The 22,374-nt window shown below is 69.9% G+C and carries 24 protein-coding genes; 9 read left to right on the top strand and 15 right to left on the bottom strand.

Features of this window, described 5'->3' with window-relative positions:
- Nucleotides 1–3: 3 nt before the first annotated feature.
- Nucleotides 4–1,005, bottom strand: coding sequence for a PEP-CTERM sorting domain-containing protein (locus AC1DW3_RS05115; RefSeq protein ID WP_477929218.1), 1,002 nt, complete (start codon nt 1,003–1,005; stop codon nt 4–6).
- A gap of 214 nt (nt 1,006–1,219) precedes the next feature.
- Nucleotides 1,220–1,708 carry a Cys-tRNA(Pro) deacylase gene (ybaK, locus tag AC1DW3_RS05110; protein WP_477929216.1) on the bottom strand — a complete coding sequence of 163 codons (489 nt, stop codon included), beginning with the start codon at nt 1,706–1,708 and terminating at the stop codon, nt 1,220–1,222.
- A gap of 90 nt (nt 1,709–1,798) precedes the next feature.
- Here ybaK and AC1DW3_RS05105 point away from each other — a divergent pair, with 90 nt between their 5' ends.
- Genes AC1DW3_RS05105 through AC1DW3_RS05090 form a run of 4 tightly spaced genes read left to right on the top strand, consistent with a single transcriptional unit; the run spans nt 1,799 to nt 3,964 of the window.
- On the top strand, nt 1,799–2,347 hold the full coding sequence (locus AC1DW3_RS05105) for a DUF2975 domain-containing protein (protein ID WP_477929214.1): 549 nt from the start codon (nt 1,799–1,801) through the stop codon (nt 2,345–2,347).
- Between the two features lie 4 nt (nt 2,348–2,351).
- A complete protein-coding gene (locus AC1DW3_RS05100; RefSeq protein WP_477929212.1) occupies nt 2,352–2,582 on the top strand; it encodes a helix-turn-helix domain-containing protein in 231 nt (76 codons plus the stop codon).
- Nucleotides 2,583–2,585: 3 nt separating this feature from the next.
- Nucleotides 2,586–3,305 carry a hypothetical protein gene (locus AC1DW3_RS05095; RefSeq protein WP_477929210.1) on the top strand — a complete coding sequence of 240 codons (720 nt, stop codon included), beginning with the start codon at nt 2,586–2,588 and terminating at the stop codon, nt 3,303–3,305.
- 5 nt (nt 3,306–3,310) lie between these two features.
- Nucleotides 3,311–3,964, top strand: coding sequence for a hypothetical protein (locus AC1DW3_RS05090; RefSeq protein ID WP_477929208.1), 654 nt, complete (start codon nt 3,311–3,313; stop codon nt 3,962–3,964).
- Here the strand turns inward: AC1DW3_RS05090 and AC1DW3_RS05085 are convergent.
- The 10 genes from AC1DW3_RS05085 to AC1DW3_RS05040 form a co-directional block, all read right to left on the bottom strand.
- Complete coding sequence (locus AC1DW3_RS05085; protein ID WP_477929206.1) at nt 3,949–4,929, bottom strand: AraC family transcriptional regulator; 981 nt, start codon at nt 4,927–4,929, stop codon at nt 3,949–3,951. The two genes, AC1DW3_RS05090 and AC1DW3_RS05085, sit on opposite strands and share 16 nt — an antisense overlap.
- Nucleotides 4,930–4,947: 18 nt before the next feature.
- A complete protein-coding gene (locus tag AC1DW3_RS05080) occupies nt 4,948–5,229 on the bottom strand; it encodes a hypothetical protein (protein WP_477929204.1) in 282 nt (93 codons plus the stop codon).
- A gap of 73 nt (nt 5,230–5,302) precedes the next feature.
- Nucleotides 5,303–6,652 (bottom strand): mannitol dehydrogenase family protein, encoded by a 1,350-nt coding sequence (locus tag AC1DW3_RS05075; protein ID WP_477929202.1) that lies wholly within the window; start codon nt 6,650–6,652, stop codon nt 5,303–5,305.
- Nucleotides 6,649–7,932 (bottom strand): MFS transporter, encoded by a 1,284-nt coding sequence (locus AC1DW3_RS05070; RefSeq protein ID WP_477929200.1) that lies wholly within the window; start codon nt 7,930–7,932, stop codon nt 6,649–6,651. Before AC1DW3_RS05070 ends, AC1DW3_RS05075 begins: the two co-directional genes overlap by 4 nt.
- Entirely contained in the window at nt 7,929–8,828 is a 900-nt protein-coding gene (locus tag AC1DW3_RS05065) for an alpha/beta hydrolase (protein WP_477929198.1), read from the bottom strand. The genes AC1DW3_RS05070 and AC1DW3_RS05065 overlap by 4 nt, the downstream gene beginning before the upstream one ends.
- Nucleotides 8,825–9,700, bottom strand: coding sequence for an alpha/beta fold hydrolase (locus AC1DW3_RS05060; protein WP_477929196.1), 876 nt, complete (start codon nt 9,698–9,700; stop codon nt 8,825–8,827). Before AC1DW3_RS05060 ends, AC1DW3_RS05065 begins: the two co-directional genes overlap by 4 nt.
- A 1-nt stretch (nt 9,701) precedes the next feature.
- Nucleotides 9,702–10,718 (bottom strand): alpha/beta fold hydrolase, encoded by a 1,017-nt coding sequence (locus AC1DW3_RS05055; protein WP_477929194.1) that lies wholly within the window; start codon nt 10,716–10,718, stop codon nt 9,702–9,704.
- A 164-nt stretch (nt 10,719–10,882) separates the two neighbouring features.
- Nucleotides 10,883–13,153 carry a TonB-dependent receptor gene (locus tag AC1DW3_RS05050; protein WP_477929192.1) on the bottom strand — a complete coding sequence of 757 codons (2,271 nt, stop codon included), beginning with the start codon at nt 13,151–13,153 and terminating at the stop codon, nt 10,883–10,885.
- 29 nt (nt 13,154–13,182) lie between these two features.
- Complete coding sequence (locus tag AC1DW3_RS05045; protein ID WP_477929190.1) at nt 13,183–14,580, bottom strand: FAD-binding oxidoreductase; 1,398 nt, start codon at nt 14,578–14,580, stop codon at nt 13,183–13,185.
- A gap of 44 nt (nt 14,581–14,624) precedes the next feature.
- Entirely contained in the window at nt 14,625–15,401 is a 777-nt protein-coding gene (locus tag AC1DW3_RS05040; protein WP_477929188.1) for a FadR/GntR family transcriptional regulator, read from the bottom strand.
- A 235-nt stretch (nt 15,402–15,636) separates the two neighbouring features.
- Here AC1DW3_RS05040 and AC1DW3_RS05035 point away from each other — a divergent pair, with 235 nt between their 5' ends.
- Nucleotides 15,637–16,437, top strand: a complete 801-nt coding sequence (locus tag AC1DW3_RS05035; RefSeq protein ID WP_477929186.1) for an alpha/beta fold hydrolase — start codon at nt 15,637–15,639, stop codon at nt 16,435–16,437.
- Here the strand turns inward: AC1DW3_RS05035 and AC1DW3_RS05030 are convergent.
- Nucleotides 16,359–16,820, bottom strand: a complete 462-nt coding sequence (locus AC1DW3_RS05030; RefSeq protein ID WP_477929184.1) for a GyrI-like domain-containing protein — start codon at nt 16,818–16,820, stop codon at nt 16,359–16,361. The two genes, AC1DW3_RS05035 and AC1DW3_RS05030, sit on opposite strands and share 79 nt — an antisense overlap.
- A gap of 131 nt (nt 16,821–16,951) precedes the next feature.
- Here AC1DW3_RS05030 and AC1DW3_RS05025 point away from each other — a divergent pair, with 131 nt between their 5' ends.
- Together AC1DW3_RS05025 and AC1DW3_RS05020 are read left to right on the top strand one after the other, a co-directional pair.
- Entirely contained in the window at nt 16,952–17,458 is a 507-nt protein-coding gene (locus AC1DW3_RS05025) for a hypothetical protein (RefSeq protein ID WP_477929182.1), read from the top strand.
- Nucleotides 17,459–17,508: 50 nt separating this feature from the next.
- A complete protein-coding gene (locus tag AC1DW3_RS05020) occupies nt 17,509–18,141 on the top strand; it encodes a LysE family translocator (protein ID WP_477929180.1) in 633 nt (210 codons plus the stop codon).
- Here AC1DW3_RS05020 and AC1DW3_RS05015 read toward each other — a convergent pair.
- Nucleotides 18,121–19,809 (bottom strand): acetate--CoA ligase, encoded by a 1,689-nt coding sequence (locus tag AC1DW3_RS05015; RefSeq protein WP_477929179.1) that lies wholly within the window; start codon nt 19,807–19,809, stop codon nt 18,121–18,123. The genes AC1DW3_RS05020 and AC1DW3_RS05015 overlap by 21 nt on opposite strands.
- A gap of 211 nt (nt 19,810–20,020) precedes the next feature.
- Nucleotides 20,021–20,551, bottom strand: coding sequence for an N-acetyltransferase family protein (locus AC1DW3_RS05010; protein ID WP_477929177.1), 531 nt, complete (start codon nt 20,549–20,551; stop codon nt 20,021–20,023).
- Nucleotides 20,552–20,595: 44 nt separating this feature from the next.
- Here AC1DW3_RS05010 and AC1DW3_RS05005 point away from each other — a divergent pair, with 44 nt between their 5' ends.
- Nucleotides 20,596–21,495 carry an alpha/beta fold hydrolase gene (locus AC1DW3_RS05005; RefSeq protein ID WP_477929175.1) on the top strand — a complete coding sequence of 300 codons (900 nt, stop codon included), beginning with the start codon at nt 20,596–20,598 and terminating at the stop codon, nt 21,493–21,495.
- Nucleotides 21,492–22,283 (top strand): substrate-binding periplasmic protein, encoded by a 792-nt coding sequence (locus tag AC1DW3_RS05000; RefSeq protein WP_477929173.1) that lies wholly within the window; start codon nt 21,492–21,494, stop codon nt 22,281–22,283. The genes AC1DW3_RS05005 and AC1DW3_RS05000 overlap by 4 nt, the downstream gene beginning before the upstream one ends.
- Nucleotides 22,284–22,374 lie beyond the last annotated feature (91 nt).

Here is a 22,374-nt window from a genome sequence, read left to right as displayed (position 1 = left end):
GCCTCAGGCGCGGCGGCGGCGTGCGGCGGCGCCCAGGCCCAGCAGCGCAGTGCCTACGAGCAAGGCCGAGGCGGGCTCGGGCACGCTGCCATTGGGGTCACCGATGCTCGCACCAGCCAGGCACAGCCGGTCGACGCGGTTGCCCTCGTCGAGCAGCAGGCAGCCCTTGGTGTCGATGGCCACGTAGTCACCGCGGTCGGCGCCGAAGGGTGACGAGCCGGTGGCCAGCGTGATCATCGTGCTGGTGGCGAAGTGCCACAGGTCAACATCACCGTTGTTGTTGTTGATGATCAGGTCGCCGTTCAAGGCCCCGCCGGTGATCACGCCCGTGCCGTCGGCACTGCTGCCCGGCACCGCGATGAAGGGGCCCGCCGCGGCACCCGTGGCGATGTTGTAGCCCTGGATGCCGCCCGACACTTCGACATAGGCGGTCAGGCCGTCGGGCGAGACGGTCACGCCGTCGCCGAAGACGCCGTTGATGATGCGATAGGTCCCCGCGCCACCGGCACCCAGCGGGTCGATGTCGATCAGGCCCGCGCCGCTGGTGGCGATGATGTGCCCGTTCGGCGCGCCCCACATGCCCAGGTAGGGGCTGGGCACACCGGTCAACGCATGGTTGACGGTGCCGTCGTTGTTGAACTGGACGAAGTTGCCACCGTTGCCACCGTAGGCGAGACCGCCGGCCCGGGCATAGGCCTGGGTGCCCGAGCTGCTCCCGGTGGAGCTGATCGCCGAGCCGGGCGTCTGGCCATCGGTATTGCTGAACACGTAACGCGTGCCGCTGACCGACACCAGCACATTGCCGTCCGCCGCGACCGCCAGGCCGAAGGGGCCGCTGCAGCAACCGCCGCCGGTGATGGTGCTGAAGTCGGCAAAGGTGGTCAGGCTGAAGCCGTTGCTGGTGCCAGCGGCAGTCAGCGTCAACGAGGCCTGTGCCGGCGTTGCCAAGGCGAAGGCAGCGGCTGCCAAGCTCCAGATCGCTGCAATGCGGGTGAGATGTCTCATGGTGTTCTCCTCAGGGTGACTGATCGCACCAAACTCACTGCATATTTCGGGCCACGCCCCATATGTGATTGATTGAAATCATTTTCTTCAAACTAGGGGGGCGCTTATCGATGCCACCTGTAACGTTGGCCGACATGAAAGGCTTGCTGGAAGCCTTCGCCAAGGGTTCAGGCGTGGCCCCACGCCACCTGGCCACGCCGATGCAGCGCCCGTTTCAGTTCGCGCAGTTCACGGACCTGGCGCCCAGCAACTCGGTCAGCACCTGCGGCTCTATGCCCACCAGGTAGCCACGCCGGCCGCCGTTGATGCAGATCCTGGGCAACTCGAGGATGCTGGCCTCGACAAACACCGGCATGGCCTTGCGCACGCCGAAGGGCGACGTCCCGCCGACCTGGTAGCCGCTGTGGCGCTGGGCCACCTCGGGCTTGCAGGGCTCGACCTTCTTGCAGGGAATCTGCCGCGCCAGCTCCTTCAGGCTGACCGTGCGATCGCCATGCATCAGCACGATCAGCGGCTCGGCCTTCTCGTCCTGCATGACCAGCGTCTTCACGACGGCGTGCTCCTCGACGCCCAACTGCTTGGACGACTCGGCCGTGCCGCCGTGCTCGACGTAGTCATAGACATGCTCGGTGAAGGCGACACCGGCGCGCTTCAGGGCCTGGGTGGCGGGCGTCTCGCTGACATGGACGGTCTTCTTGCTCATCCCCTCATTTTCGGGGTCCCGCACGATTCTGTTTCTCGGCAATGAATTATTGTTTTACAGTAAGTTTTCATCGTTTCCCCCAAGGCCCTCATGCCCGACTCCTTCTCCGCCGACGGCCTGCGACGCATCCGCCGCCTGGCCTGGGTCGTGCGGTTGCTCTGCCTGCTCGGCGTCGTGGTCATCGGCACCCTGCCCTTCATCTTCTGGGCCGATGCGATCTGGGTCGCCGAGGTGGCCGCACGCACCTGGAGCCTTGGCAAGGTCCAGCTCGACCTGGGCTCGCGGCTCTGGGGACTGGCGGCATCGATGCTGCCGACCTCGGTGAGCCTGTTCGCGCTGTGGCAGATGTGGTCGCTGTTCGGCTGCTTCGCCGAAGGCGAACTGCTGGCGCGCCGCCCCGCCCAGCATTTGCGCCGCCTGGGCCTGGGCCTGTGCGCACTGGCCGCCGCCCAACCGCTCAGCCACACGCTGGCCATCCTCGCGCTGACCTGGGGCAACCCCGTCGGCGAACGCCAGTTCTGGTTCGGCCTGTCCGGCGACCACTACCTTGCGCTGCTCTTCGGCCTGCTGCTGCTGGCGCTGGCGCAAGTGCTGCATGAAGCCGTGCGCGTCGCCGACGAAAACGCTGAATTCATCTAAGCCCATGCCCATCGTCGTCACCCTCGACGTCATGCTCGCGCGCCGCAAGATGCGTTCGCGCGAGCTGGCCGAGCGCGTGGGCATCACCGAGGCCAATCTGTCGCTGCTGAAGAGCGGCAAGGTGCGCGGCGTGCGCTTTGACACCCTGGCGCGCATCTGCGAAGTCCTGCAATGCCAGCCCGGCGACCTGCTCGCCTGGGAACCCGGCCCCCAACCTCCCGAAGACCTCCCCTGACCCATGCGAATCCTGCTCGCCTGCCTGCTGGCCACGGCCACGGCCGCCCACGCCCAGACCGAAGTGCTGCCCACCGTGAAGACCGAGCTCAAGCGCGACGGCGGCGTGCTGCCCTATGCGCAGATCAACAGCCTGCTGACCAAGCTCAAGCAGCATGGCGAGGGCCTGTTCCGCATGGACTTCAAGGTCGATGTCGAGAAGACCAAGATGCCGCTGCCCGACATCCGCATGGCCGTGCGCAGCGACGAAGCGGACTACCCGCTCAAGATCGACGGCGAGGGTCGCTTCGAGCTGCCGCTGCTGGCCGAGGCCGAAGCCAAGACGGCCGACCTGGCCACCAACGCCGCCAAGGGCCAGATGGCCGTGCGCGGCACCATCGAGCTGACCACGCCACCCGAGCAGCTGACCATGGCCAAGGTGCGTCAGCTCATGCGTGTGGCCCGCACCCTGCGCGAGGAGCTGCTGCCCTGGTATCTGCGCTGGCTGTTCCCGCGCATCGAGGCCGTGCGCGTGTGCTCGGCCACGCCGACCTGGGAGCTGGAATGGCGCGAGAACGGCCAGTTGCTCGGCCTGCCGCTGCCGCAAGCGACGGGCGAGCGTGATCCCGACGCCAAGCCCGGCGAGAAAGGCCGCCCCTGCACATTGCTGACCGGCCAGGAGAACTGGCCCGACGCGGCCCGCCTGCTGCCGCCGGCCGGCAGCAAGCTCAGCGTCAAGCTCTAGCCGCCATGGACCACCGCTGGATCGCGCGCATTGCCGTCGCGGCCCTGCACCTCGGGCTGTTCGCGGCGCTGTGGGCGCACCGCCCGCCCCCGTTCGGCGAGCACGCCGACAGGCGGCTGACGACGGTGCGCCTCATCGCGCCACCGCCGCCTCGGCTGCCGCCACCACCCGCAGCGCCCAAGCTGGCGGCGCCCCGCGACGCCGAACGCCGCATCATCCCGCCGCCCAGCATCAACATCGCGCCGCAGACGGCGCCCGAAACCGCCGCCACACCGGTGACGATCACCCCACCGGCAGGCACGCCTGCCGCGGAGCCACCACGCACGGCGCTGCGCCTGACGCTGCCGCCCGGCTATGCCGCCTCCAGCGCCGCGGCGCGCAACCCGGCGTTGAGCGACCCGCGCAGCAACACGGCACGCCCGACGTTCGAGGACCGCATCGCCGACGCCACCGGTGGCGCCGGCGCCTGGGTCGAGGAAAGCACCAGCGACAACCGCTCCCAGGAGGTCGGCGCACTGGGTGGCCGCCGTACCGTCATGCGCCGCGGCAACACCTGCGTCGAGATCTTCCGCTCGCGCATCGCCGACACGGACAGCTTCAACGGCAGCGTCGCCCCTCGGGCGGTCAGCATGGTGGGCAAGCCCTACAAGTGCAAATGAGCGCTCTGCGCCGCCAGCCGCTCGCGCAGCGCCTGCCCGCCCGCGCCGCCAAGGCGCTTGAGCTGGCGGAACAGCGTCTGGCGTGAGCCCAGGCCGCTGCGGGCGGCGACCTCGTCCAGCGACAGCGCCGCATCGCGCAGCAGGCGCTCGGCATGCTCGGCGCGCAGCCGCCCAAGCCACGCCATCGGCGTGCAGCCCTGCAGCGCGCGGAAGCAACGCACGAAGTGGTATTTGGACAGCCGCGCCACGGCGGCGATCTCGTCCAGCGTCAGCGGCTCGGCATGGCAACTCAGCATGAAGTCCGTGGCGCGGTCCAGGCGGGCGAGCAGTTCGGCATGCTGGCTTTGGCTCAGCGCTGCCAGGCGGTCGCTGCGCGAACGCCAACCGGGCTCGGCCTCCAGCATGCGCCACAGCAGGGACTGCAGCCTCTCCTCCAGCCAGGCTTCGTCGCCCGCATCGCCGAGCGCCGCGCCGCGGCCGGCGAGGACGGCATCGCGCAATGTGGTCAGCTCCCCGTTCAACGCGCCTTCGGCCGGGCGCAGATGCTCGGCAAAGCCCGCCGACAGGCGGCCGTCCTGACCGCCGGCGGCCAAGGCCTCTGGCAGGGTCTGGCGCGCCGCGTGAGCGATCTCCTCGGCCATGCCGGGCCGGAAGAAGACGCCAAAGCTCAGCACCGGCTCGCTGCTGCGGATGCGCGCGCCGTAGTGGCCGCCCTGGTTGAGGATCAGGCAGCGGCCGGCATCCACGCGCAGCCGCCGGCCGGGCAGCAGATAGTCCTCGCCCTCGCCGCCCCAGGCGCGCTTGATGGACAGCGTCTGCGTGTGCGGCGGGAATTCCACGTCGCGGCTCAGACCCATGACGATGGCGTTCTCGCGCCCCCAGTGCTCGGCAAACCACTGGCGGAAGCCCGCGTTCGCGGCCGTCAGCGGCCGCGGCGCCAGGTCGGGCAACTCGCGCAGGATCATGCGCGCAAGTCTAGGGGCCTAGCGCGGCGCGCTCGCGGCAGAGGCGGCCGGCGTGCCATCGCCGCCGCTGGGCTGGATCGGACGCGAGCGCGCGCCGCCCGCGTCCTGCCCGGCCGTCATCGCGCCCACGGCGGGCGGCGCCTGCTGGTGATCGGAGGCACCGCGCAGGTCGGTGCTGGGCGCCACCTTGGGCAGCGGCTCGGCCGGCGGTACGGGCGGCGGCGGCACCTCGCGCCGGCAGGCGGCCAGCAGGGCCAGCAAGACCGGCGTGACGCGGAACAGGATGGGACGGCTGTGCATGACGCGCTCCTGGCAGGCGGGGCCTGATCCCACCCCACCGGCAATCAGCGTGCCCTCGCGACGCGAGGCCGCGCTAACTCTTGACCGCCCAGCCATCGCCGGCGGCCCGCACGGCCGCCGTGAAGCCGGGAACCGCTGCAAGCTCACCCCACAACTGAGGCAGCGCGCAGAAGGCCGCGACCGGATCCGGCGCAGCCAGCACGGCGCGCATCTGCGCCGGCACCAGCGCCTGGTCCTGGTAGTCGAAGGGCAGCCTGCCGGCCTGCCACTGGCGCAGGAAGTCCAGGTACAGCGCCGGCAACCGTGCGCCCGCCTCGAGCGTGCCGCCCTGGGCCATGCGCTCGCGCAGCGTCGGCAGGATGAAGCCGGGGATCTTGGCCATGGAGTCGGCCGCGACGCGCTGGCAGGTGTCGGCCAGGGCCTCATTCGCAAAGCGGTCCAGCACGGCGTCGCGGTAGGCCGGCAGGTCCAGCGGGCTGGGCTGCAGGCAGGGAACGACCTCGTCGGTGATGAAGCCATGCGCCATGCCGCGCACTTCGAGGATGGTCACGGCCTCGTGGATGAAGCGGCAGCCGCGCAGCGCGCCGGCCCAGGCCAGCAGACTGTGCGTCGCGTTGAGGATGCGGATCTTGGCCTCCTCGAAGGGCTGCACATCGTCGACCAGCTGGGCACCGACTGTTTCCCACGCCGGCCGCCCGTCCGCGAAACCGTCGCGCTGGAGAACCCATTGCAGCCAGTGCTCGGCCATCAGCTCGGCCGTGCCGGGCGCGGGGCGCGGCGTGATGCGGTCCACCATGCTGTCGGGCTGGGTGGTGTGCAGCCGCACCCAGCTCAAAAGGCCGGCGTCACCGACGGCTTCCAGGAACTGCAGCAGGCCGGAGCGCGAACGTTGGCCGTTGTGGCGCAGGTTGTCGCAGCACAGCAGCGTCAGCGGTCCGCTGCCGGCCGCGCGGCGGGCGCGCAGCAGCGCGGTCAACGCGCCGTAGAGCGTCGGCGCATGCGCATGGACATGACCTTCTCTGGCCTCTGCCAGGTCAGCGCGCAGCTCGACGTGATCCAGGTCCAGCACGTCGCCGGGACCGAGGTAGTAGCCCGCCTCGGTGACGGTGAAGGAGACGATGCGCGTGGCCGCGTCGGCACCCAGCTCGACGAGGCGGGCGAGGCCCGACGACCAGGGCACGACCTCTTCGAGCGCGTGGATGCTCTGGCGGTGGCGTTCCCCCGCGGGCGTGACGGTCTCCAGCGTATAGCGGCCTTGGCTGGCGACCAGCGCGGCCTCGCTGCCCGTCGTGTCGGCCCTCAAGTTGCCCGCGGCCAGGCACCAGCGCTTGTCACCGACGTCGTGCAGGCGCTGCAGGTAGACGGCCTGGTGGGCGCGGTGGAAGGCGCCCAGGCCCAGATGCAGCTGGCGCAGCCGCGTCATGCCGGGTGCAGCGTGCGGATGCGCCGGGCGAGTTGCCAGAAGCAGACGATGGTCAGCACATTGACGCAGGCCACCACCGTCATCGCGTCGCGCAGGCCCGAGGCCGACGCGCCACCCAGGCGGTCGCTGAGCGCGCCCACCAGCACGGGGCCTAGGCCCTGGCCGAACACGACGCCGGCCACGCTGACGATGGCCACGGCCGTGGCGCGGGCGTTGGGGTGAACAAGGTCCTGCAGCGTCGCGAACACGGGGCCCAGCAGGTTGCCGGCGACGAGGAAGGCCAGGAACAGCAGGCCGAAGGCCAGCAGCGGCACCGGGGCATGGAAGCTCGCGATGTAGAGCGGTGTGACGATGGCGCACACGGCGGCGGCAAAGGCCGCGCCCCAGGCGCGCGAGCGGGCGGCGTAGCGCACCGACAGCTGGCCGCCCGTGATGGCGCCGATGGCCGTCGCCACGCCCAGGCACAGGCCCAGGCCGCCGCCGATCTGCACGGGCGTCAGCGTCGGGAAGGCGCGCGCGAAGTAGCTGGGCAGCCAGGACATGACGGCCGCACCCGCCAGCGAGGTGGTGGAGAAGGCGCCCACCAGCAGCAGGAAGCTGCGCGCATCACCCAGTTGCTGGAAGAGGCTGCCGCTCGGGGTCGCGGCCTGGGCCATCGCGTCGGCGCGGGCCGGCTCGCGCACGGTCAGGTGGAAGACCGCCGCGACCACCAGGCCCAGCACGCCCAGCACCATGAAGCCGTAGCGCCAGCCAATCGTCTGCACCAGGATGCCGCCACCCAGCAGTCCGCCCAGCATGCCCAGATACGTCATGGCGCTGTGGATGCCCAGGGCGCGGCCGCGCAGGTCGCGCGGGTAGTAGTCGCCCAGCATGGAGTGCGTGGCCGGGATGCAGCCGGCTTCGCCGATGCCCACGCCCACGCGGGCCAGCAGCATCTGCGTGAAGTTCATCGCCATGCCGGAGGCGGCCGTCATCAGCGTCCAGGCAATCAGGCTGCCGTTGATGATCCAGCGGCGGCTGCCCTTGTCGGCCCAGCGCGCCAGCGGGATGGCCGCGAGGCCGCCGAGCACCGAGAAGGCCAGGCCCGTCATCAGCCCGAGCTCGGTGTCGCTGAGGCCGAACTCCTTCTTGATGGGCTCCATGAACATGGAGATGACGACCTTGTCCACCGCGCACAAAAAACCCACGACGGACAGCATCACCAGCACATAGGTGCGGTAGCCGCGCCCTCGCACAGGGGTTTGCGCCAGATTGGCAAGCTCAGCTTGGCTCATGTTCATGTCTCACTCCAGATCCAGCGCAATGCGTCGGGAAAGATGGCGCCACCATGGCGAAGGGAATGGCCACCCTGGCCGACGACGAGCTGGTGCTCGTAGCCGCGGTAGGCCAGGGCCGCGGCGAGCTGGCGGTTGGCCAGCTCCCAGTGACCGAAGACGATGTCGAGGTCGTTCTCGCCCGTCTGCAGGAAGATGCGCAAGGCCTTGCCTTGCACGCGGCGCACCGCCGCGTGCAGCAAATGGCCGCCACGCAATGCAACAAAGCTGCCGCAATGGCTGATGACGCGACCAAAGGCGTCGGGCCGCTCCCAAGCTGCATTCAGCGCGGCATGGCCGCCGGAGCTGAGGCCGCAGATGGCGCGCCAGGCCGGGTCGCTGCGGATGGCCAGGCCCTCGATTGCGGCGGGCAGCAGCTCGTCGAGCAGGAAGCGGGCATAGGCGTCGCCGGTCGAGTCGTATTCGAGGCTGCGGTTGTCGGCGCCGCCGTAGATGGGCAGGCCGGGGCCGGTCGCGCCGGGTTCCACGAAAACGGCCACGACGGATGGCAGTTCACCGGCGGCGATGAGGTTGTCCAGCACCGTCGCCACGCGCGCCTCGGGGCCCAGGTAGCGGGTGCCGTCCAGGCAGACCAGCAGCGCGGCCGGCTCGCAGCACTGCGCCGGCACATAGACCTGGTAGTCGTGCGGCACGCCGGGGTAGACGCTGCCGGGCGGGCATTGGCCGGCGCGCAGGCTGCCCTGCGGCACGCCGTCGCGGGGCAACGAGTCAGGCCCCAGCACATAGGGCTCGGCGCAGGCGACATGGCGCGAGAAGCGCAGCGCCTCGTCGCGCGTGAGGCCGGGCAGCGCTGCCTGCAACTGGGCGGCGACGGCTTCGTTGGGCTGCAGCTCGGTGCTCATGGCTTGGCGAAGGCGCTGGCCGCGAAGCGGTTGAGCTGCTCGGCGAACTCGGCCGGGCGGCGCAGGCTGACACCGTGCTCGGTGTCCTTGAAGCGGTAGCGCTGCACATCCTTCAGCGCCGCGGCATAGCTGTCCTCGCCCTGGACCGAGCGCGTGTCCTTGTCGCCGTTGACGATGAGCACCGGCACCTTGACGGCGGCCAGGCGCGGAATGAAGTCCTCCAGCATCAGGCTGCGCAGCGCGTAGGGATAGGCCTTCAACGACCCACCTGCCGCGGCCATGGCCTGGTTGGTGGCGTCGTCGGCGCCGAACTTGGTCAGCGCCTTCTTGAAGATCACCTGCTCGTCATAGCGCAGCAGCAGGCCACGCAGCATCAGCACCTGGCCGGCATAGCCGGGCCAGTTGCTCCACTCGAAGTTGGCGCTGGCGCCGCCCACCATCAGGCCGCGCAGCTGCTGCGCCGGCACCGCGTCGGCGGCGGCCAGGGCCGAGTAGCCGCCCAGCGAGTCGCCCACCAGGATGACCGGCGCCGGCGAGACTGATTGCGCCGCGGCGGCGATGGTGGCGCGCGTGGCCTCCAGCGTGAAGACCTCGCCGCGGCGCGGGCCGTGGCCCGGCAGGTCGATGGCCATGACGCGGTAGTCGGGCGACACATGTTTCGCGACGGCGTCCCACATATGGCGGTTCAGGCCCGCGCCGTGCAGCAGGATGAGCACGGGGGCGCCAGCGGCACCGCTGACCTCGTAGTTCGTGGGCGGTGGGACCTGCTTGTAGGTCTGGTAGGTCCATTCCACCTGCAGCAGCACGGCCGCGCAGATCAGCAGCACGGCGACCAGCAGGCCCAGGAGGATGCGAAGGAGGATCTTGCGCATGTCAGCCGTTCATGAAGTCATGCAGCGAGGCTGCCCACAGGGCGGCGTCGGCACCGGATGCGAGATGGCCCTTGTCGCTGTGCAGCACCTGGGCGCGCCAGTCCACGCCGGCCGCGTCCAGCAGCGGGCGGGCGGCGTCCACAAGGACCGGCGAGAAGACGGCGTCGCTGCTGGACAGCACCCACAGCAACGGCGCCTTGAGCCGCGCGAGCTGGCCGCGCAGGTCGAAGCGCTCGGCGGCCTGCATCAGCACGAGTAGCGCACCGGGATCGAAGCCGCGCGCCCAGTCGTCCGCCATGCGCTCGAGGGCGGCGGCGCGCTCGGCTGCGTCGGGCAGGCGCGACGCCAGCTCGGCTTCCACGCCGTAGCGCTGCAGCGTCGCGATGCGCAGTGCGCGCAGGCCCTGCCGCATGGTCTCGACGTCATAGCGACCGTCGCGCCAGCCATCCATGGCCGCGAGCTGGGCGCGCACGGCCGCACTGCTGCCGGCGCCTTCCGGGTGCCAGGGCGCCGAGACGGCGGCGATGACACGCTCGACGAAGTCGGGGTATTGCACGCCCCACTGCAGCGCCTGGTAGCCACCGAAGGACGGCCCGACCACGGCGGCGAGGCGCTTCACGCCGAGTTCATCGAGCAGGCTTTTCTGCGAGCGCACGATGTCGGCCAGCGTGATCGCCGGGAAATCCAGGCCCCAGCGCCGGCCCGTCGCCTCGTTCACGCTGCCCGGGCCGCTGGAGCCGTAGCAGGAGCCCAGCATATTGGGGCAGACGATGAACCAGCGCTCGCTGTCGATCGCCTTGCCCGGCCCCACCAGCGCGCTCCACGAGCCCTCGGCCACGTTGGCGCCGGGCTCCAGCATGTCGGGGCCGGTCGTGTAGCCATGCAGCACAAGGACGGCGTTCGTGCCCTCGGCGTTCAGCTTACCGAGGCTGCGGTAGCCGATGACCGGCGCGGCCAGCGTCGCGCCGCTGTCGAGCGGCAGCGGCGGCAGGCGGTGCTCGTGAACGAGAGAACCCATCTCAGTTGTCCATTCCGCATTCGCGGCCGTAGTGCATGCCTGCGGGCCGAGCGCCGGGCCGCTCCCTAGCCGGCCCGCTCTGGCGATGTGCTTGCCGGTCGAGCCGGCAAGCATCGCCGTCCCCTCGGGGGACCGGCCAAGGTATTCCTTGGACGAGGGGCATTTCAATACCGCACGCTGGCTTCCAAGCCGATGGTGCGCGGCGTGACGATGCCGGCGGCCGTGGGCGAGTTCGGCGTCAGCGGCGGCAGGCCGCGGTCGGCCAGGAAAGTGATGCCCTTGGTGTCGCCGATGTTCTTCACATAGGTCGACAGCCGCCACGTCGCGTTCTCCAGCCCGGCGCCCAGGCTGGCCGTCGTGTAGGCCGGCACGGCGATGGGCGTCTTGCCGCTGTAGTCGCTCTGGCGCTCGCCGATGCGATTCACGCCGACATTGACCGAGGCCGCCCAGCCGCCGCCCACGGCCCAGCGGTAGTCGGCTGCCAGCGAGCCGGTGATCTTGGGCACGAAGGGCAGGCGGTCGCCGCTGCGGCCCAGCGGCTTCTCGGCCGGCGTGCCGGGGTTGAGCCGCACCTTGGTGGTGTCCTCGGTGAGCTTGGCGTCGGTGTAGCCGAGCGACGCGCGCAGGCTCAGGCCCGCGACCGGGTACCAGGCGAGCGTCGCCTCCAGGCCCTGGCTGCGCGCCTGGCCGCCGTTGACGAAGAAGTTGGCGCCCTGGGCGCTGGTCTGGATCTGGATGTCCTTCCAGTTGGTGCGGAAGACGGCGGCCTCGAAGGACAGCTTGCCACCCAGGCCCACCGTCTTCCAGCCGATCTCCACGCTGGTCAGCGAATCGGCGTCGACGACGGGCGGGCGGCCGGTGGTGGGCGGCGCGGCACTGGGGCCGCCGGGGCGGTAGCCGCTGGCGGCGCGGGCGTAGATCGCGTCGGTCGCCGTGGGCTTGAAGCGGCTCGTCAGCAGATAGGTGGTCTTGCTGTGCGTGGCCGACTGCGTGAACACGACGTTGGGCGTGAACAGCAGGCCGCTGTAGGCCTGGTCGTAGTCCTGGTTGTCGCGGGCGTAGCGCACGCCGGCCTGGAGGTCCCACTGCTCGGTCAACGCGTAGTTGGCGTTGGCGAACACCGAGGTCTCGTGGTACTTGGTGTCGATGCGGGCTTTGGCGGCGCCGTCGGGGAAGGGAATCTGCGTGCCGGGGATGTTGACCGGCTTGGCCGCGCCGGTGGCCAGCGAGAAGGTGTCGAAGCCGGGGATGCGGTTGGTGTCGTCCTCCTGCGTGTAGTACAGGCCCGCCTCCCAGTCCAGCTTGCCGACGGTGGACTGCAGGCGCAGCTCCTGCGACAGGCGCTTGGTGCTGGTGCTCTGCGCAAAGCCGACGCCGTAGTTCATGTCTCTGAGCACCACGCCCAGCAGCACACCGTAGGAGGTGGACATGTCCTGGTAGGTGCGCGAGGTCATGCGCTGCGAGGTCGTCGACGACACGAGGTTGAAGTCGCCGATGCGGCCCTTGAGGGTCACGTTGGCGAGGTCCAGGTCGGTGTCGCGCGACTCCGGCGTCAGCAGCGAGTGGTGGTAGTCCTCGGTCTTGGGCTGCAGCGTCTTGCCGTCCACGTCCACGGTGCTGGGGCCGCCGGAGCGCACCTGGTGCTGCAGCGCCATCGCGCTGAGCGTCCAGTCGGCGTTGATGAGCCAGGTGTAGGCCACGCGGGCGCCGCGCACCTTGGCGTCGTTGACGTCTTCCATGCCGGGCTTCACGTCGATGAAGCCGGCGTCCTTGCGGCTGTAGGCCGACACGCGCAGGCCCATGGTCTCGTTGGCGAACGGCAGGTTGGCCGAGGCGCGCACGATGCTGCCGTTGCCGCCGTGGGCGACGCTGTTCATGCCCAGCGTCAGGCGGGCGCTGACGTTGCGCGTGTCGGGCTGGGCCGTCACGAAGCGCACCAGGCCGCCCACGGCACCGGCGCCGAACAGCGTGCCCTGCGGGCCCTTGAGCACTTCCAGGCGGGTCAGCTCGGCGGGGTCGAAGTCCGGCGCGAGCTGGCTGCCCACCGTGTAGGCGTTGACGGAGCCGACGGGTGCCTCGTCGATGTAGATGGCCGTCGTCGGCGCGGCCTGGGCCAGGCCCGTGGACATGCCGCGCAACACGATCTGCATATTGCCCTGGCCGATGCTGCTGTACGACAGGCCCGGCACCTGGGCCGCGTAGTCCTCCAGCTTGGTGGCGCCGCTGCGCGTCAGGCGCTCGGCGCTGAGGGCCGTCACCGAGGCCGGCACGTCGAGAGCCGCCTGCTCGCGCTTCTGCGCGGTGACGACGACCTTGTCCAGGGTCTCGTTCTGCGGCGCCTTGGGGTCGTCGGCGGCCCAGGCCGCAGGGGCGAAGGTGGCGCAGGCGCACAGCAACTGGGCGGCGCGAGCGATGGGAGTGGTTCTGGTGCTCATGGCTTGTCTCTCTGTTGTGTGTTGTGGCTTCAGAAAATCTTCCCGGGGTTCAGGATCCCCTTGGGGTCCCAAGCGGTCTTGATGGCGCGCATCAGGCCGACGACATCGGGGCCGTACTCGGCCAGCAGCTTGGTTTTCTTGCCCAGGCCGATGCCGTGCTCGCCGGTGCAGGTGCCGCCGGCCGCGTGGGCGCGGTCCACCATGGCGGCGTAGACGCGCTCCACCGCGGCCTGTTCGTCGGCCCGGTCGGGCATGGGCATGAAGAGCACATGGAAGTTGCCATCGCCCACATGCCCCAGGATGGGCGCGACCAGGCCTTCGCGGTCGATGTCGCGGCGCGCCTGGCCCACGTTCTCGGCCAGGGCCGACATGGGCACGCAGACGTCGGCGACAACGCTCAGGCAGCCGGGCTTGAGCGCCAGCGCGGCGAAGTAGGCCGTGTGACGGGCGCGCCAGAGCTGGGTGCGGTCCTCGGGCCGCGTGGCCCAGGTGAAGCCCACGCCGCCGTTGCCGCCGCAGATTTCCTGGGCCATCTCGGCCTGTTCGCGCACGCCGCCCTCGGAGCCATGGAACTCCAGGAACAGCGTGGGCTGCTCGGACAGGCCCAGCGGCGAATACTGGTTGCAGGCGCGCACCTGGTGTTCGTCCAGGAACTCGATGCGCGCGAACGGCAGGCCGGTCATGGACATCTCGGTGACCGCGTCCACCGCGTCGGCCAGCGTCGGGAAGGCGCAGCTCGCCGCGGCGACCTCGACGGGCAGCGGGTGCAGCTTCAGCGTCAGCTCGGTGATGACGCCCAGCGTCCCCTCCGAGCCCGTCATCAGGTGCACGAGGTCCAGCCCCGCGGAGGACTTGCGGGCCCGCGTGCCCAGGCGCACGAGGCGGCCATCGGCCAGCGCCACTTCCATCGCCATCACGTTGTGCACCATGGAGCCGTAGCGCACCGTGGTCGTGCCCGAGGCGCGGGTGGACACCATGCCGCCCAGCGTCGCGTTGGCACCCGGGTCCACGGGGAAGAACAGGCCCGTGCCCTTCAGATGGGCGTTGAGGTCCTCACGGGTCACACCCGGCTGCACGGTGCAGTCGCCGTCCTCGGCGTGCACCTCCAGCACCTGGTTCATGCGCGACACGTCCAGGCAGATGCCGCCATAGGGCGCGCTGACGTGGCCCTCCAGCGAGCTGCCGGCGCCGAAGGCGATGACAGGCACGCCCAGTTCGTTGCACAGGGCCAGCACCTCGCAGACCTCTTGCTTGTTCTCGGGCCAGACCACGGCGTCGGGCGCCAGCCGCGTCGCCAGGCCTTCGCCACGGGCATGCTGTTCGCGGACCGCTGCGCTGGTGCTCAGCCGGTCGCCGAAGCGGTTTTTCAGGCGTGAGATCGCCCGCTCGGCTGCGCCAGGCACAACCGAGAACTCGGTGTTGGACATGTGGGGACCTTGCTGTCTTCAGGCCCCGAGAGGACGCTGGCCCCTCAGGTGCTGATGACGCCTGTTGGACCGGCCCCGGGGCCGGTGCCGCTTTCGGCGGAGTTGCGATCACCCTGGCGCTGCACGTGCACCATCGCCAGGTCGAAGTGGTAGGACATGGCCGATTGCGCGCCCATGGGGTCGGCGGCGCAGATGCGGTCGACGACCGCCTCGTGCGCATCGATGACCCGCAGCAGCTCGCTCTCGGGACGGGTTTCGGCCAGGTGCATGCGGGCGGAGGCCTTGACCGGCGTGCCCAGCGCGCCCAGCAGCAGCGCATGCAGCGGGTTGCCGCTGGCAGCCGCGATGAGGTGGTGGATGTCGGCGTCGGCCGCGATGCGGCGGGCATGGTCGTGGCCGGCCGTGCGCATCTGCGTGACCAGTTCGCGCAGGCGCTTGCGCTGCGCCTCGTCGGCGTAGCGGGCGGCGAGCTGGGCCGTCTGCAGCTCGATGGCGCGGCGCGTCTCCAGCACGTGGGCGATGTTCACCTGCGCCGTGTTCAGCGCGTAGTCGAACACCTGGCCGAGCACGCTGGCGTCGACGATGCGCAGCCGTGGCCGGCGGCCGCCTTCGATCTCCAGGATGCCCAGCGCCGCCAGCGACCGGTAGGCCTCGCGCACGCTGCCCCGACTGATCTGCAGCTCCTGGCTGATGCGCATCTCGCTGGGCACGCCGTCGCCCGGGCGGAGCTGCTCGCTGTTGATCAGGGCCAGCAGATGCCGGGCGACCTGGGCCGACAGCGTCGGTCGCTCGATGGGGCTGAGGGTGGGACTGGGCGTCATGGCTGGGTCCGTGTTGAGATGAAGATTAGGATAGCCCCATCCAACATGTCAAACAGGTTTACCCGTTTTCTGCACCAACCAAGGGCAATCCCCATGACATGGCGACGGCTGTTTGCAAGGTATCGCACAGATCTCCCCATTGCACGGGTGATTGATGCCCGCGACCAGGAAAACCCGGCGCGACCAGGCCTTCGCCATCCTGTAGGATAGGTTTCAGACTTTGGAGCTGTCCGACATGTCCAACCCAGCCCTCGTCCTGATCCACGGCGCGACGCTGAGCGGCGGCATGTGGGCGCCGCTGCGCCGGCACCTGGACCCGCAATTGCAATGGCTTGCGCCCGACCTGCCCGGCCATGGCTCGCGGCGCGGCGAGCGCTTCACGCTGGCGGGCGCGGTCGAGACGGTCAGGCAGGCCGTTGCGGCCCTGGCGCCTGCGCCGGTGCTGCTGGTGGGCGATTCCCTGGGCGGCTACACCGCGCTATCCGCCGCGGCCGCCCTGCCGCAGAACCGGTTGCAGGGGCTGATCGTCGGCGGCTGCACGGCCAATATCGAGCAGTGGCCCACCGCCCTGCACTTTCGGGCCAAGGCGGCCATGTTCAAGCTGTTGCTGGCCCTGGTCGGCGAGCCCCGCCTGCTGGCGCGCGCCGAGCCCAAGATCCGCAAGCTGCTGGCCGAAGAGGGCGGCGTCGCGCCGGCGGACATCGACGCCGTCGTGGCCGGCGGCATCAGCTTCAAGGTCTTCGCGGACTGCGTGGACGCCCTCTGGGGCGTGGACCACCTCGCCCGCCTGAAGGCCATCCCTCAGCCGGTCTGGCTGCTCAACGGCACGAAGGACCACGTCATGCTGCGCCAGGAGGCCCGTTTCCTGGCCGCCGGGCCCCATGTGCAGGGCCGGCACTACGACTGCGGCCATGGTGTCAGCCTGGAGCGCAGCCGCGAGTTCGCGGCCCTGGTCAATCAGGTGGCCTTGGGCGCGACCGGCAGCCAGACCTCCACGGCCGAGTTCGGGTCGTCCGGGCAGAAGGCCTCGTCGTAGCGCTCGAAGAGGGGGCCCGGTGCCTGCACATAGGCCGACTCGGGCAAGGCGCGCTGGAAGATCTCGCCAAAGCCCTCGCCCAGCTTCGACAGCGGGAAGCTGAAGCGGGCATAGGTGCCGGCGGGCAGCACCAGGCGGGTCATGCCTTCGGGCAAGGGGCCGTCGGCCGAGACGCTGACGGCGGCCAGGTAGTCCAACTGGTTCTTGTCACTGCCTGGGCCAATGACGCCATAGCTGACGCGGGGCTCGGCCGGATGCGGGATCTCGCCGATGCGGGCGACGAACCGGGGCCACAGTGCCGGGATCTCGGGCGACATGGGTTTCGTGCGGATCTGCAGGCCGACGACGAGGGTTGGCGGCCGCTGGACAAGGGTCAGGGTCATGGGGGCTCCTGGAGGTTGCATTCCTTCGACGAACGAGGTTGCCGGCTTTGGACAGCGCAGCGAGCAATTTCTGCAACACCGCGCGAACCGGCCGGGACCTAGGCTGGCGCATCACCATTCCCACCACCGCCATGCGCCAAATCATCGCCGGCCTGATGCTCGCCGCCTCATTGCAACCCGCCCTGTCGGCACCAGCTCCGGCCGAGCTGTTCGACTTCTGGGTTGGCGACTGGGTCGTCACCTGGAAGAAGCCCGACGGCAGCATGGCCCGGGCCCGCAACCGCATCACCAAGATCCTCGACGGCCAGGTCATCGAGGAGAACTTCGAGGGCGACCCGGCCGTCGCGCCGCGGCTGCTGGGCCGCTCGCTGTCGGTGCTGGACAAGGCCGGCGTCTGGCACCAGGCCTGGGCCGACAACCAGGGTGGCTTCTTTGCGCTGACCGGCGGCAGCTTGGGTGAGACGCGCTTCTTCGCGACCGACTTCAAGCCCGTGGGCGAGCAGCTCAAGGGCCAGCGCATGCGCTTCTACGACATCCAGCCCGGCGGCTTCATGTGGGACTGGGAAGGCAGCAACGACGGCGGCAAAACCTGGGCGCTGATCTGGCGCATCCAATACCAGCGCGCAACCGGGGGCTAAGGCCCAGCCCATAGACTCGGCCGAGTCGTCGATCTGACCCGGAAGTCTCCATGCCTTTCTCGACCTGGCTGCTGTTCTGCGGCGTGGCCCTGCTGACCTGTTTTTCGCCAGGCCCTGGCGTGCTGCTGGCGATCTCCAACGCGATGGCGGTGGGGCCGCGGCACACGGTGTTCAGCTCGCTGGGCAATGCGGCCGGCCTCCTCATCGTGTCGGGCGCCGCCACCGCCGGCATGGGCGCGCTGCTGGCCGTGTCGGCCTCGGCCTTCCTCGTCGTCAAGCTCGTCGGCGCGGGCTATCTGATCTATCTGGGCATCAAGCAGTGGCGCAGCGCGCCGCTGCGGCTGGATGCCCCGGCCTCTGCCAACCAGCCGCACACGCCGGGCAAGCTCTTCCTGCAGGGCATGGGCGTGGCCGTGACCAATCCCAAGGCCATCCTGTTCTTCACGGCGCTGTTCCCGCAGTTCCTGACGCCCGGCCATTCCCTGCTGCTGCAGACCCTGCTGCTGACGCTGACCTTCACCGCGCTGGCCCTGGTGTCGCACGCCTTCTATGTGGGGCTGTTCCGCACGCTGCGCCGCTTCCTGACCGAGGCGCGGCATCTGCGCCTTTTCAACCGCATCTCGGGCGGGCTGTTCGTGCTGCTGGGCCTGAGCCTGCTGAAACTACGCCACCGCGCAAGCTGAAGCAGCGCGTTCCTGCTCCTGGAGCCGCAGCACGCGGCGCTGCACCTTGCCGGTCGTCGTCATCGGCAGGGCGGCGATGAACTCGATCTCCTTGGGATATTCGTAGGGCGCCAGGCGCGCCTTCACATGGGCCTGCAGCGCTTCGATGAGCGCCGCCGTGCCGGCATGGCCCTCGGCCAGCACGACATAGGCCTTCACGACCGCACCGCGCTCGGCATCCGGCTTGGGCACGACCGCGGCATTGGCGACGGCGGCGTGCTTGAGCAGGCAGTTCTCGATCTCGCCGGGGCCGATGCGGTAGCCAGCCGCCTTGAAGACGTCGTCGGCACGGCCCTCGTACCAGAGCGTGCCGTCACGGTCACTGCGGGCCAGGTCGCCGGTGCGGCACCAATCACCGGTGAACTTGGCCTTGGTCGCGGCCTCGTTGTTCCAGTAGCCGAGGAAGAAGACCGGGTCGGGCACGCCATGGCGGTCACGTGCATTGACGGCGACTTCGCCCGTCTCGCCCGGCGCGCATTCACGGCCCTCGTCATCGATGACGGCCACGCGATGGCCCGGATAGGCCCGGCCCATGCTGCCCGGCTTGGCTGGCCACAGCGCCTGGCAGTTGCCGACGACGTAGTTCATTTCGGTCTGGCCGAACATCTCGTTGACGGGCACGCCCAGCGCGTCGCGACACCAGCTGAACACCGCGTCGCCGACCGCCTCGCCCGCGCTCATCAGCGCGCGCAGCTTCAGCGCATGGCGCTTGGGGCGCGGCTCGGCCTTCATCATGGCCTTCAGCGCCGTCGGGAACAGGAAGGCATGCGTGACGCCATAGGCCGCCATCAGTTCGAAGGCCTTGGCCGCCGAGAAGCGCCCTTGCCAGGCGACGATGGGGCGGCCGAAGTAGAGCGTGGGCAGCAGCGCATCCATCAAGCCGCCGGTCCAGGCCCAGTCGGCAGGGCTCCAGAACACGGCGTCGCTGGGCTTGCTCGCATCGAAGGGATCGAAGCCGAACCAGTTCTGGCTGGCGACAAAGCCCGTCAGGTTGCCGATCAGCGCGCGCTGCGGGATCAGCGCGCCCTTGGGATTGCCGGTGGTGCCGCTGGTGTAGATCAGGATGGCCGGGTCGTCGGCCTGGGTGGCCACCGGCTTGAAGCGCGCTTCCTCGGCCTGCAGGGCCTGCATCCAGGGCAGCTCATCGCAGTCCACCGGGCATTCGCCAACGACGAGGATGCGGCGCAGCGCCGGGCAGTGCGCCTTGACCTCGCGCAGCGCCGGCAGCGCCTCGCAGGCGGCGATGGCCAGCACGGCACCGCTGTCCTGCAGGCGGTATTCCAGCGCCTCGGCGCCGAACAGCATGGACAGCGGCATGGCGACCGCGCCGATCTGCTGGATGGCGATGTGGGCGACGGCCGTCTCGAAGCGCTGCGGCAGCACGATGGCCACGCGGTGGCCGCGGCGCACGCCCTGGTCCAGCAGCGCGTTGGAGAGCCGGTTGGCGGCCCGTTGCAGCTGGGCATAGCTGTAGTGGGCGCGGCAGCCGCTCTCGCTGTCGAAGTAGATCGCCGGGGCGTTGGGCGTGTCGCGCGCCCAGCGGCCGCAGCAGGCCTCGGCGATGTTGAAGTCCTTGGGCACCTGCCAGCGGAAGGCGCTGTGCAGCTGCTCGTATCGGTCTTCCGCCATGGGCCACCCCCGGTTGGGACAAGGGGGCGAATGCTAGCCAGCCATGCGGGCGCTGACCTAATGGATTGCCCGGACTCGGGCCGAGCGCCGGGCCGCTCCCTAGCCGGCCCGTTTGGCGATGTGCTGGCGGCTCGATGCCGCAAGCATCGCCGTCCCCTCGGGGGACCGACCAGTCTGGCCCGCGTTCAGCGCGGCCAGCTGGGCGAGGGGCTCACAACCCCAGCCAAGCCGACGGGGACCACATGCTCGGCCGGTCGCCGTCCGCATAGCGCTCCAGCGCTTCGCCGGTCAGGCGGCAGATGCGCCATTCGGGCATGACGTCGGCGCCCAGGCCTTCATAGAAGCGGATGGCGTCCTCGTTCCAGTCCAGCACCGTCCAGTCGAAGCGGCCATAGCCACGATCGCAGGCCGTCTGGGCCAGCTGGATGATCAGCGCCTTGCCCAGGCCGCTGCGGCGGTGGGCGGGGCGCACATAGAGGTCCTCCAGATAGAGGCCGGGCTTGGCGAGGAAGGTCGAGAAGTTGGTATAGAACAGCGCGAAGGCGACGACCTCGCCGTTCACCATGCCGACCAGGCACTCGGCCGCCGGCTCGTCGCCGAACAGATGAGGCTCGAGCTTCTCGGGCGTGACTTCGAGCAGATGGGTCAGGTTCTCGAACTCGGCGAGCTCGCTGATGAGCTGGACGATGGCTTTCAGATCGCGCGGCTCGGCGGCGCGAATGTCGTGACGGGGTGCGGGCATGATGGCCCCATTGTCAGTGCACTGCCGTGTCCTACAGTGCGGATATGCCCGATGTCTACACCCCGAGCCGCACCCATCGCAGCGAATTCCTGAGCCTGCGCGGCCTGCGCCACCACATCCTGCGCTGGGGTCAACCCTTGCCCGGTCGCCCGCCGCTGGTCATGGTGCATGGCTGGATGGATGTCGGCGCCTCCTTCCAGTTCGTCGTCGATGCCCTGCGGCAGGAGCGCGAGGTCGTCGCGCTGGACTGGCGTGGCTTCGGCCTCAGCGCGACGACGGGCGCCGACTGCTACTGGTTCCCCGACTACCTCGGCGACCTCGACGCCCTGCTCGACGCGCTGAGCCCGGACGCGCCGGTGGACCTGCTCGGCCACAGCATGGGCGGCAATGTGGCCATGAGCTATGCCGGGGTTCGTCCGCAGCGCATACGTCGCCTCGTCAATCTCGAAGGCTTCGGCATGCCCGACGTCGCGCCCGCCGCCGCGCCCGAGCGCCTGGCCAAATGGCTGGACGAGCTGAAGGACCCGCCCTCGCTGCGACCTTACGCCACGCTGTCCGACGTGGCCGAGCGCCTGCGCAAGAACAACCCCCGCTTGGCCGCCGACAAGGCCGCCTGGCTGGCCGACCACTGGTCCCGCGAAACACCCGAGGGCTTCCAGCTCAACGCCGACCCGGCCCACAAGCTCGCCAACCCCATGCTCTACCGCAAGGCCGAGGTACTGGCCTGTTGGCAGCGCATCGCCGCGCCCACGCTCTGGGTCGAGGGCAGCGACGACCAGCTGACGCGCTTCTGGGGCAAGCGCTACCCGCGCGAGGACTTCGAGGCCCGCTTGGCGCTGGTGCCCCAGTTGGAAAAGGCCGTGCTGCAGGACGCCGGCCACATGCTGCATCACGACCAGCCCGAGGCGCTGGCCGCCGTGCTCGAGCCCTTCCTGGCCGCATGAGGCATAAGGCCGTCGCGCTGTGGCTGGCGCTGGCTGCCGCAAGCGCCCAGGCCGCCTGCTCACGCGAGCTGCATGTCGGCGTGTCCGAGCTCGGCTACGGCGCCTATCAGCGCGACGGCCTGTGGATGGGCATCGTGCCAGAGCTGATCGGCGAGCTGTCGCAGCGAAGCGGCTGCCGGCTCAAGCTGGTCGGCCGGCCGCGCGCCCGCGTGCTGCTGGAGTTCGAGCAGGGTCAGCTCGACGTCATCACCTCGGTCATGCGCGCCCCCGACCGCGAACGCATCGGCCAGTTCCTGCCCTACGCCTACGCCGAACAGGACCTCATCGTCCTCGGCGAGCCGGTGCCGCACACGCTGGAAGAATTGCGGCGCATGCCCGACCTCAAGCTCGGCGTCGTGCGCGGCGTGCGCCTGAGCCCACGGCTCGACGACCTCATCAACGCCATGCTGGCGTCACGTCAGGCCGAGTACTCGCCCGACTTCGACAACCTCGCGGCCAAGCTGAATGCCGGCCGACTCCGGGCGGCGCTGATCCCCAGCGTCATCCACGTCAAGCAGCGCCATGACGGCCTGCTGCCGGCGCAGGTCACGATCGTCGACTTGCCGGAGTCCCAGCCCGAGCCCATCGGCATCTATGTGAACCGCCAGCAGGTCAGCGACGATGACCTGCAGCTGCTGGCGCGCCACCTGGAGATGCTCAAGCGCGAGGGCCGTGTGCTTGCGATCTACCAGCGCCATGTCGGCGAGGCCGAGACGCGCCGCCTGTTCAGGAGCGAGGCGGTTCGCTAATTTCCACGTGCGGCTCGGCGTCCAGCTTCGCCATCGCCCGCGCATAGACGATGACGATGGCGCAGAAGCCGAGCAGGGCGCCCTGCGAGGC

The organism is Roseateles sp. P2_H4, assembly GCF_056403315.1.
Note: the sequence above shows the minus strand (reverse complement) of the source record. Positions and strands in the feature narration are given on the sequence as shown.

What these genes read in the sequence shown, in the direction of transcription:
- AC1DW3_RS05050 (WP_477929192.1), bottom strand. Translation starts at nt 13,153, where the DNA reads ATGAGCACCAGAACCACTCCCATCGCTCGCGCCGCCCAGTTGCTGTGC.
- AC1DW3_RS05025 (WP_477929182.1), top strand. Translation starts at nt 16,952, where the DNA reads ATGCGCCAAATCATCGCCGGCCTGATGCTCGCCGCCTCATTGCAACCC.
- AC1DW3_RS05060 (WP_477929196.1), bottom strand. Translation starts at nt 9,700, where the DNA reads ATGCGCAAGATCCTCCTTCGCATCCTCCTGGGCCTGCTGGTCGCCGTG.
- AC1DW3_RS05105 (WP_477929214.1), top strand. Translation starts at nt 1,799, where the DNA reads ATGCCCGACTCCTTCTCCGCCGACGGCCTGCGACGCATCCGCCGCCTG.
- AC1DW3_RS05070 (WP_477929200.1), bottom strand. Translation starts at nt 7,932, where the DNA reads ATGAACATGAGCCAAGCTGAGCTTGCCAATCTGGCGCAAACCCCTGTG.
- ybaK (WP_477929216.1), bottom strand. Translation starts at nt 1,708, where the DNA reads ATGAGCAAGAAGACCGTCCATGTCAGCGAGACGCCCGCCACCCAGGCC.
- AC1DW3_RS05090 (WP_477929208.1), top strand. Translation starts at nt 3,311, where the DNA reads ATGGACCACCGCTGGATCGCGCGCATTGCCGTCGCGGCCCTGCACCTC.
- AC1DW3_RS05095 (WP_477929210.1), top strand. Translation starts at nt 2,586, where the DNA reads ATGCGAATCCTGCTCGCCTGCCTGCTGGCCACGGCCACGGCCGCCCAC.
- AC1DW3_RS05085 (WP_477929206.1), bottom strand. Translation starts at nt 4,929, where the DNA reads ATGATCCTGCGCGAGTTGCCCGACCTGGCGCCGCGGCCGCTGACGGCC.
- AC1DW3_RS05100 (WP_477929212.1), top strand. Translation starts at nt 2,352, where the DNA reads ATGCCCATCGTCGTCACCCTCGACGTCATGCTCGCGCGCCGCAAGATG.
- AC1DW3_RS05005 (WP_477929175.1), top strand. Translation starts at nt 20,596, where the DNA reads ATGCCCGATGTCTACACCCCGAGCCGCACCCATCGCAGCGAATTCCTG.
- AC1DW3_RS05055 (WP_477929194.1), bottom strand. Translation starts at nt 10,718, where the DNA reads ATGGGTTCTCTCGTTCACGAGCACCGCCTGCCGCCGCTGCCGCTCGAC.
- AC1DW3_RS05010 (WP_477929177.1), bottom strand. Translation starts at nt 20,551, where the DNA reads ATGCCCGCACCCCGTCACGACATTCGCGCCGCCGAGCCGCGCGATCTG.
- AC1DW3_RS05065 (WP_477929198.1), bottom strand. Translation starts at nt 8,828, where the DNA reads ATGAGCACCGAGCTGCAGCCCAACGAAGCCGTCGCCGCCCAGTTGCAG.
- AC1DW3_RS05035 (WP_477929186.1), top strand. Translation starts at nt 15,637, where the DNA reads ATGTCCAACCCAGCCCTCGTCCTGATCCACGGCGCGACGCTGAGCGGC.
- AC1DW3_RS05075 (WP_477929202.1), bottom strand. Translation starts at nt 6,652, where the DNA reads ATGACGCGGCTGCGCCAGCTGCATCTGGGCCTGGGCGCCTTCCACCGC.
- AC1DW3_RS05115 (WP_477929218.1), bottom strand. Translation starts at nt 1,005, where the DNA reads ATGAGACATCTCACCCGCATTGCAGCGATCTGGAGCTTGGCAGCCGCT.
- AC1DW3_RS05000 (WP_477929173.1), top strand. Translation starts at nt 21,492, where the DNA reads ATGAGGCATAAGGCCGTCGCGCTGTGGCTGGCGCTGGCTGCCGCAAGC.
- AC1DW3_RS05015 (WP_477929179.1), bottom strand. Translation starts at nt 19,809, where the DNA reads ATGGCGGAAGACCGATACGAGCAGCTGCACAGCGCCTTCCGCTGGCAG.
- AC1DW3_RS05080 (WP_477929204.1), bottom strand. Translation starts at nt 5,229, where the DNA reads ATGCACAGCCGTCCCATCCTGTTCCGCGTCACGCCGGTCTTGCTGGCC.
- AC1DW3_RS05045 (WP_477929190.1), bottom strand. Translation starts at nt 14,580, where the DNA reads ATGTCCAACACCGAGTTCTCGGTTGTGCCTGGCGCAGCCGAGCGGGCG.
- AC1DW3_RS05020 (WP_477929180.1), top strand. Translation starts at nt 17,509, where the DNA reads ATGCCTTTCTCGACCTGGCTGCTGTTCTGCGGCGTGGCCCTGCTGACC.
- AC1DW3_RS05040 (WP_477929188.1), bottom strand. Translation starts at nt 15,401, where the DNA reads ATGACGCCCAGTCCCACCCTCAGCCCCATCGAGCGACCGACGCTGTCG.
- AC1DW3_RS05030 (WP_477929184.1), bottom strand. Translation starts at nt 16,820, where the DNA reads ATGACCCTGACCCTTGTCCAGCGGCCGCCAACCCTCGTCGTCGGCCTG.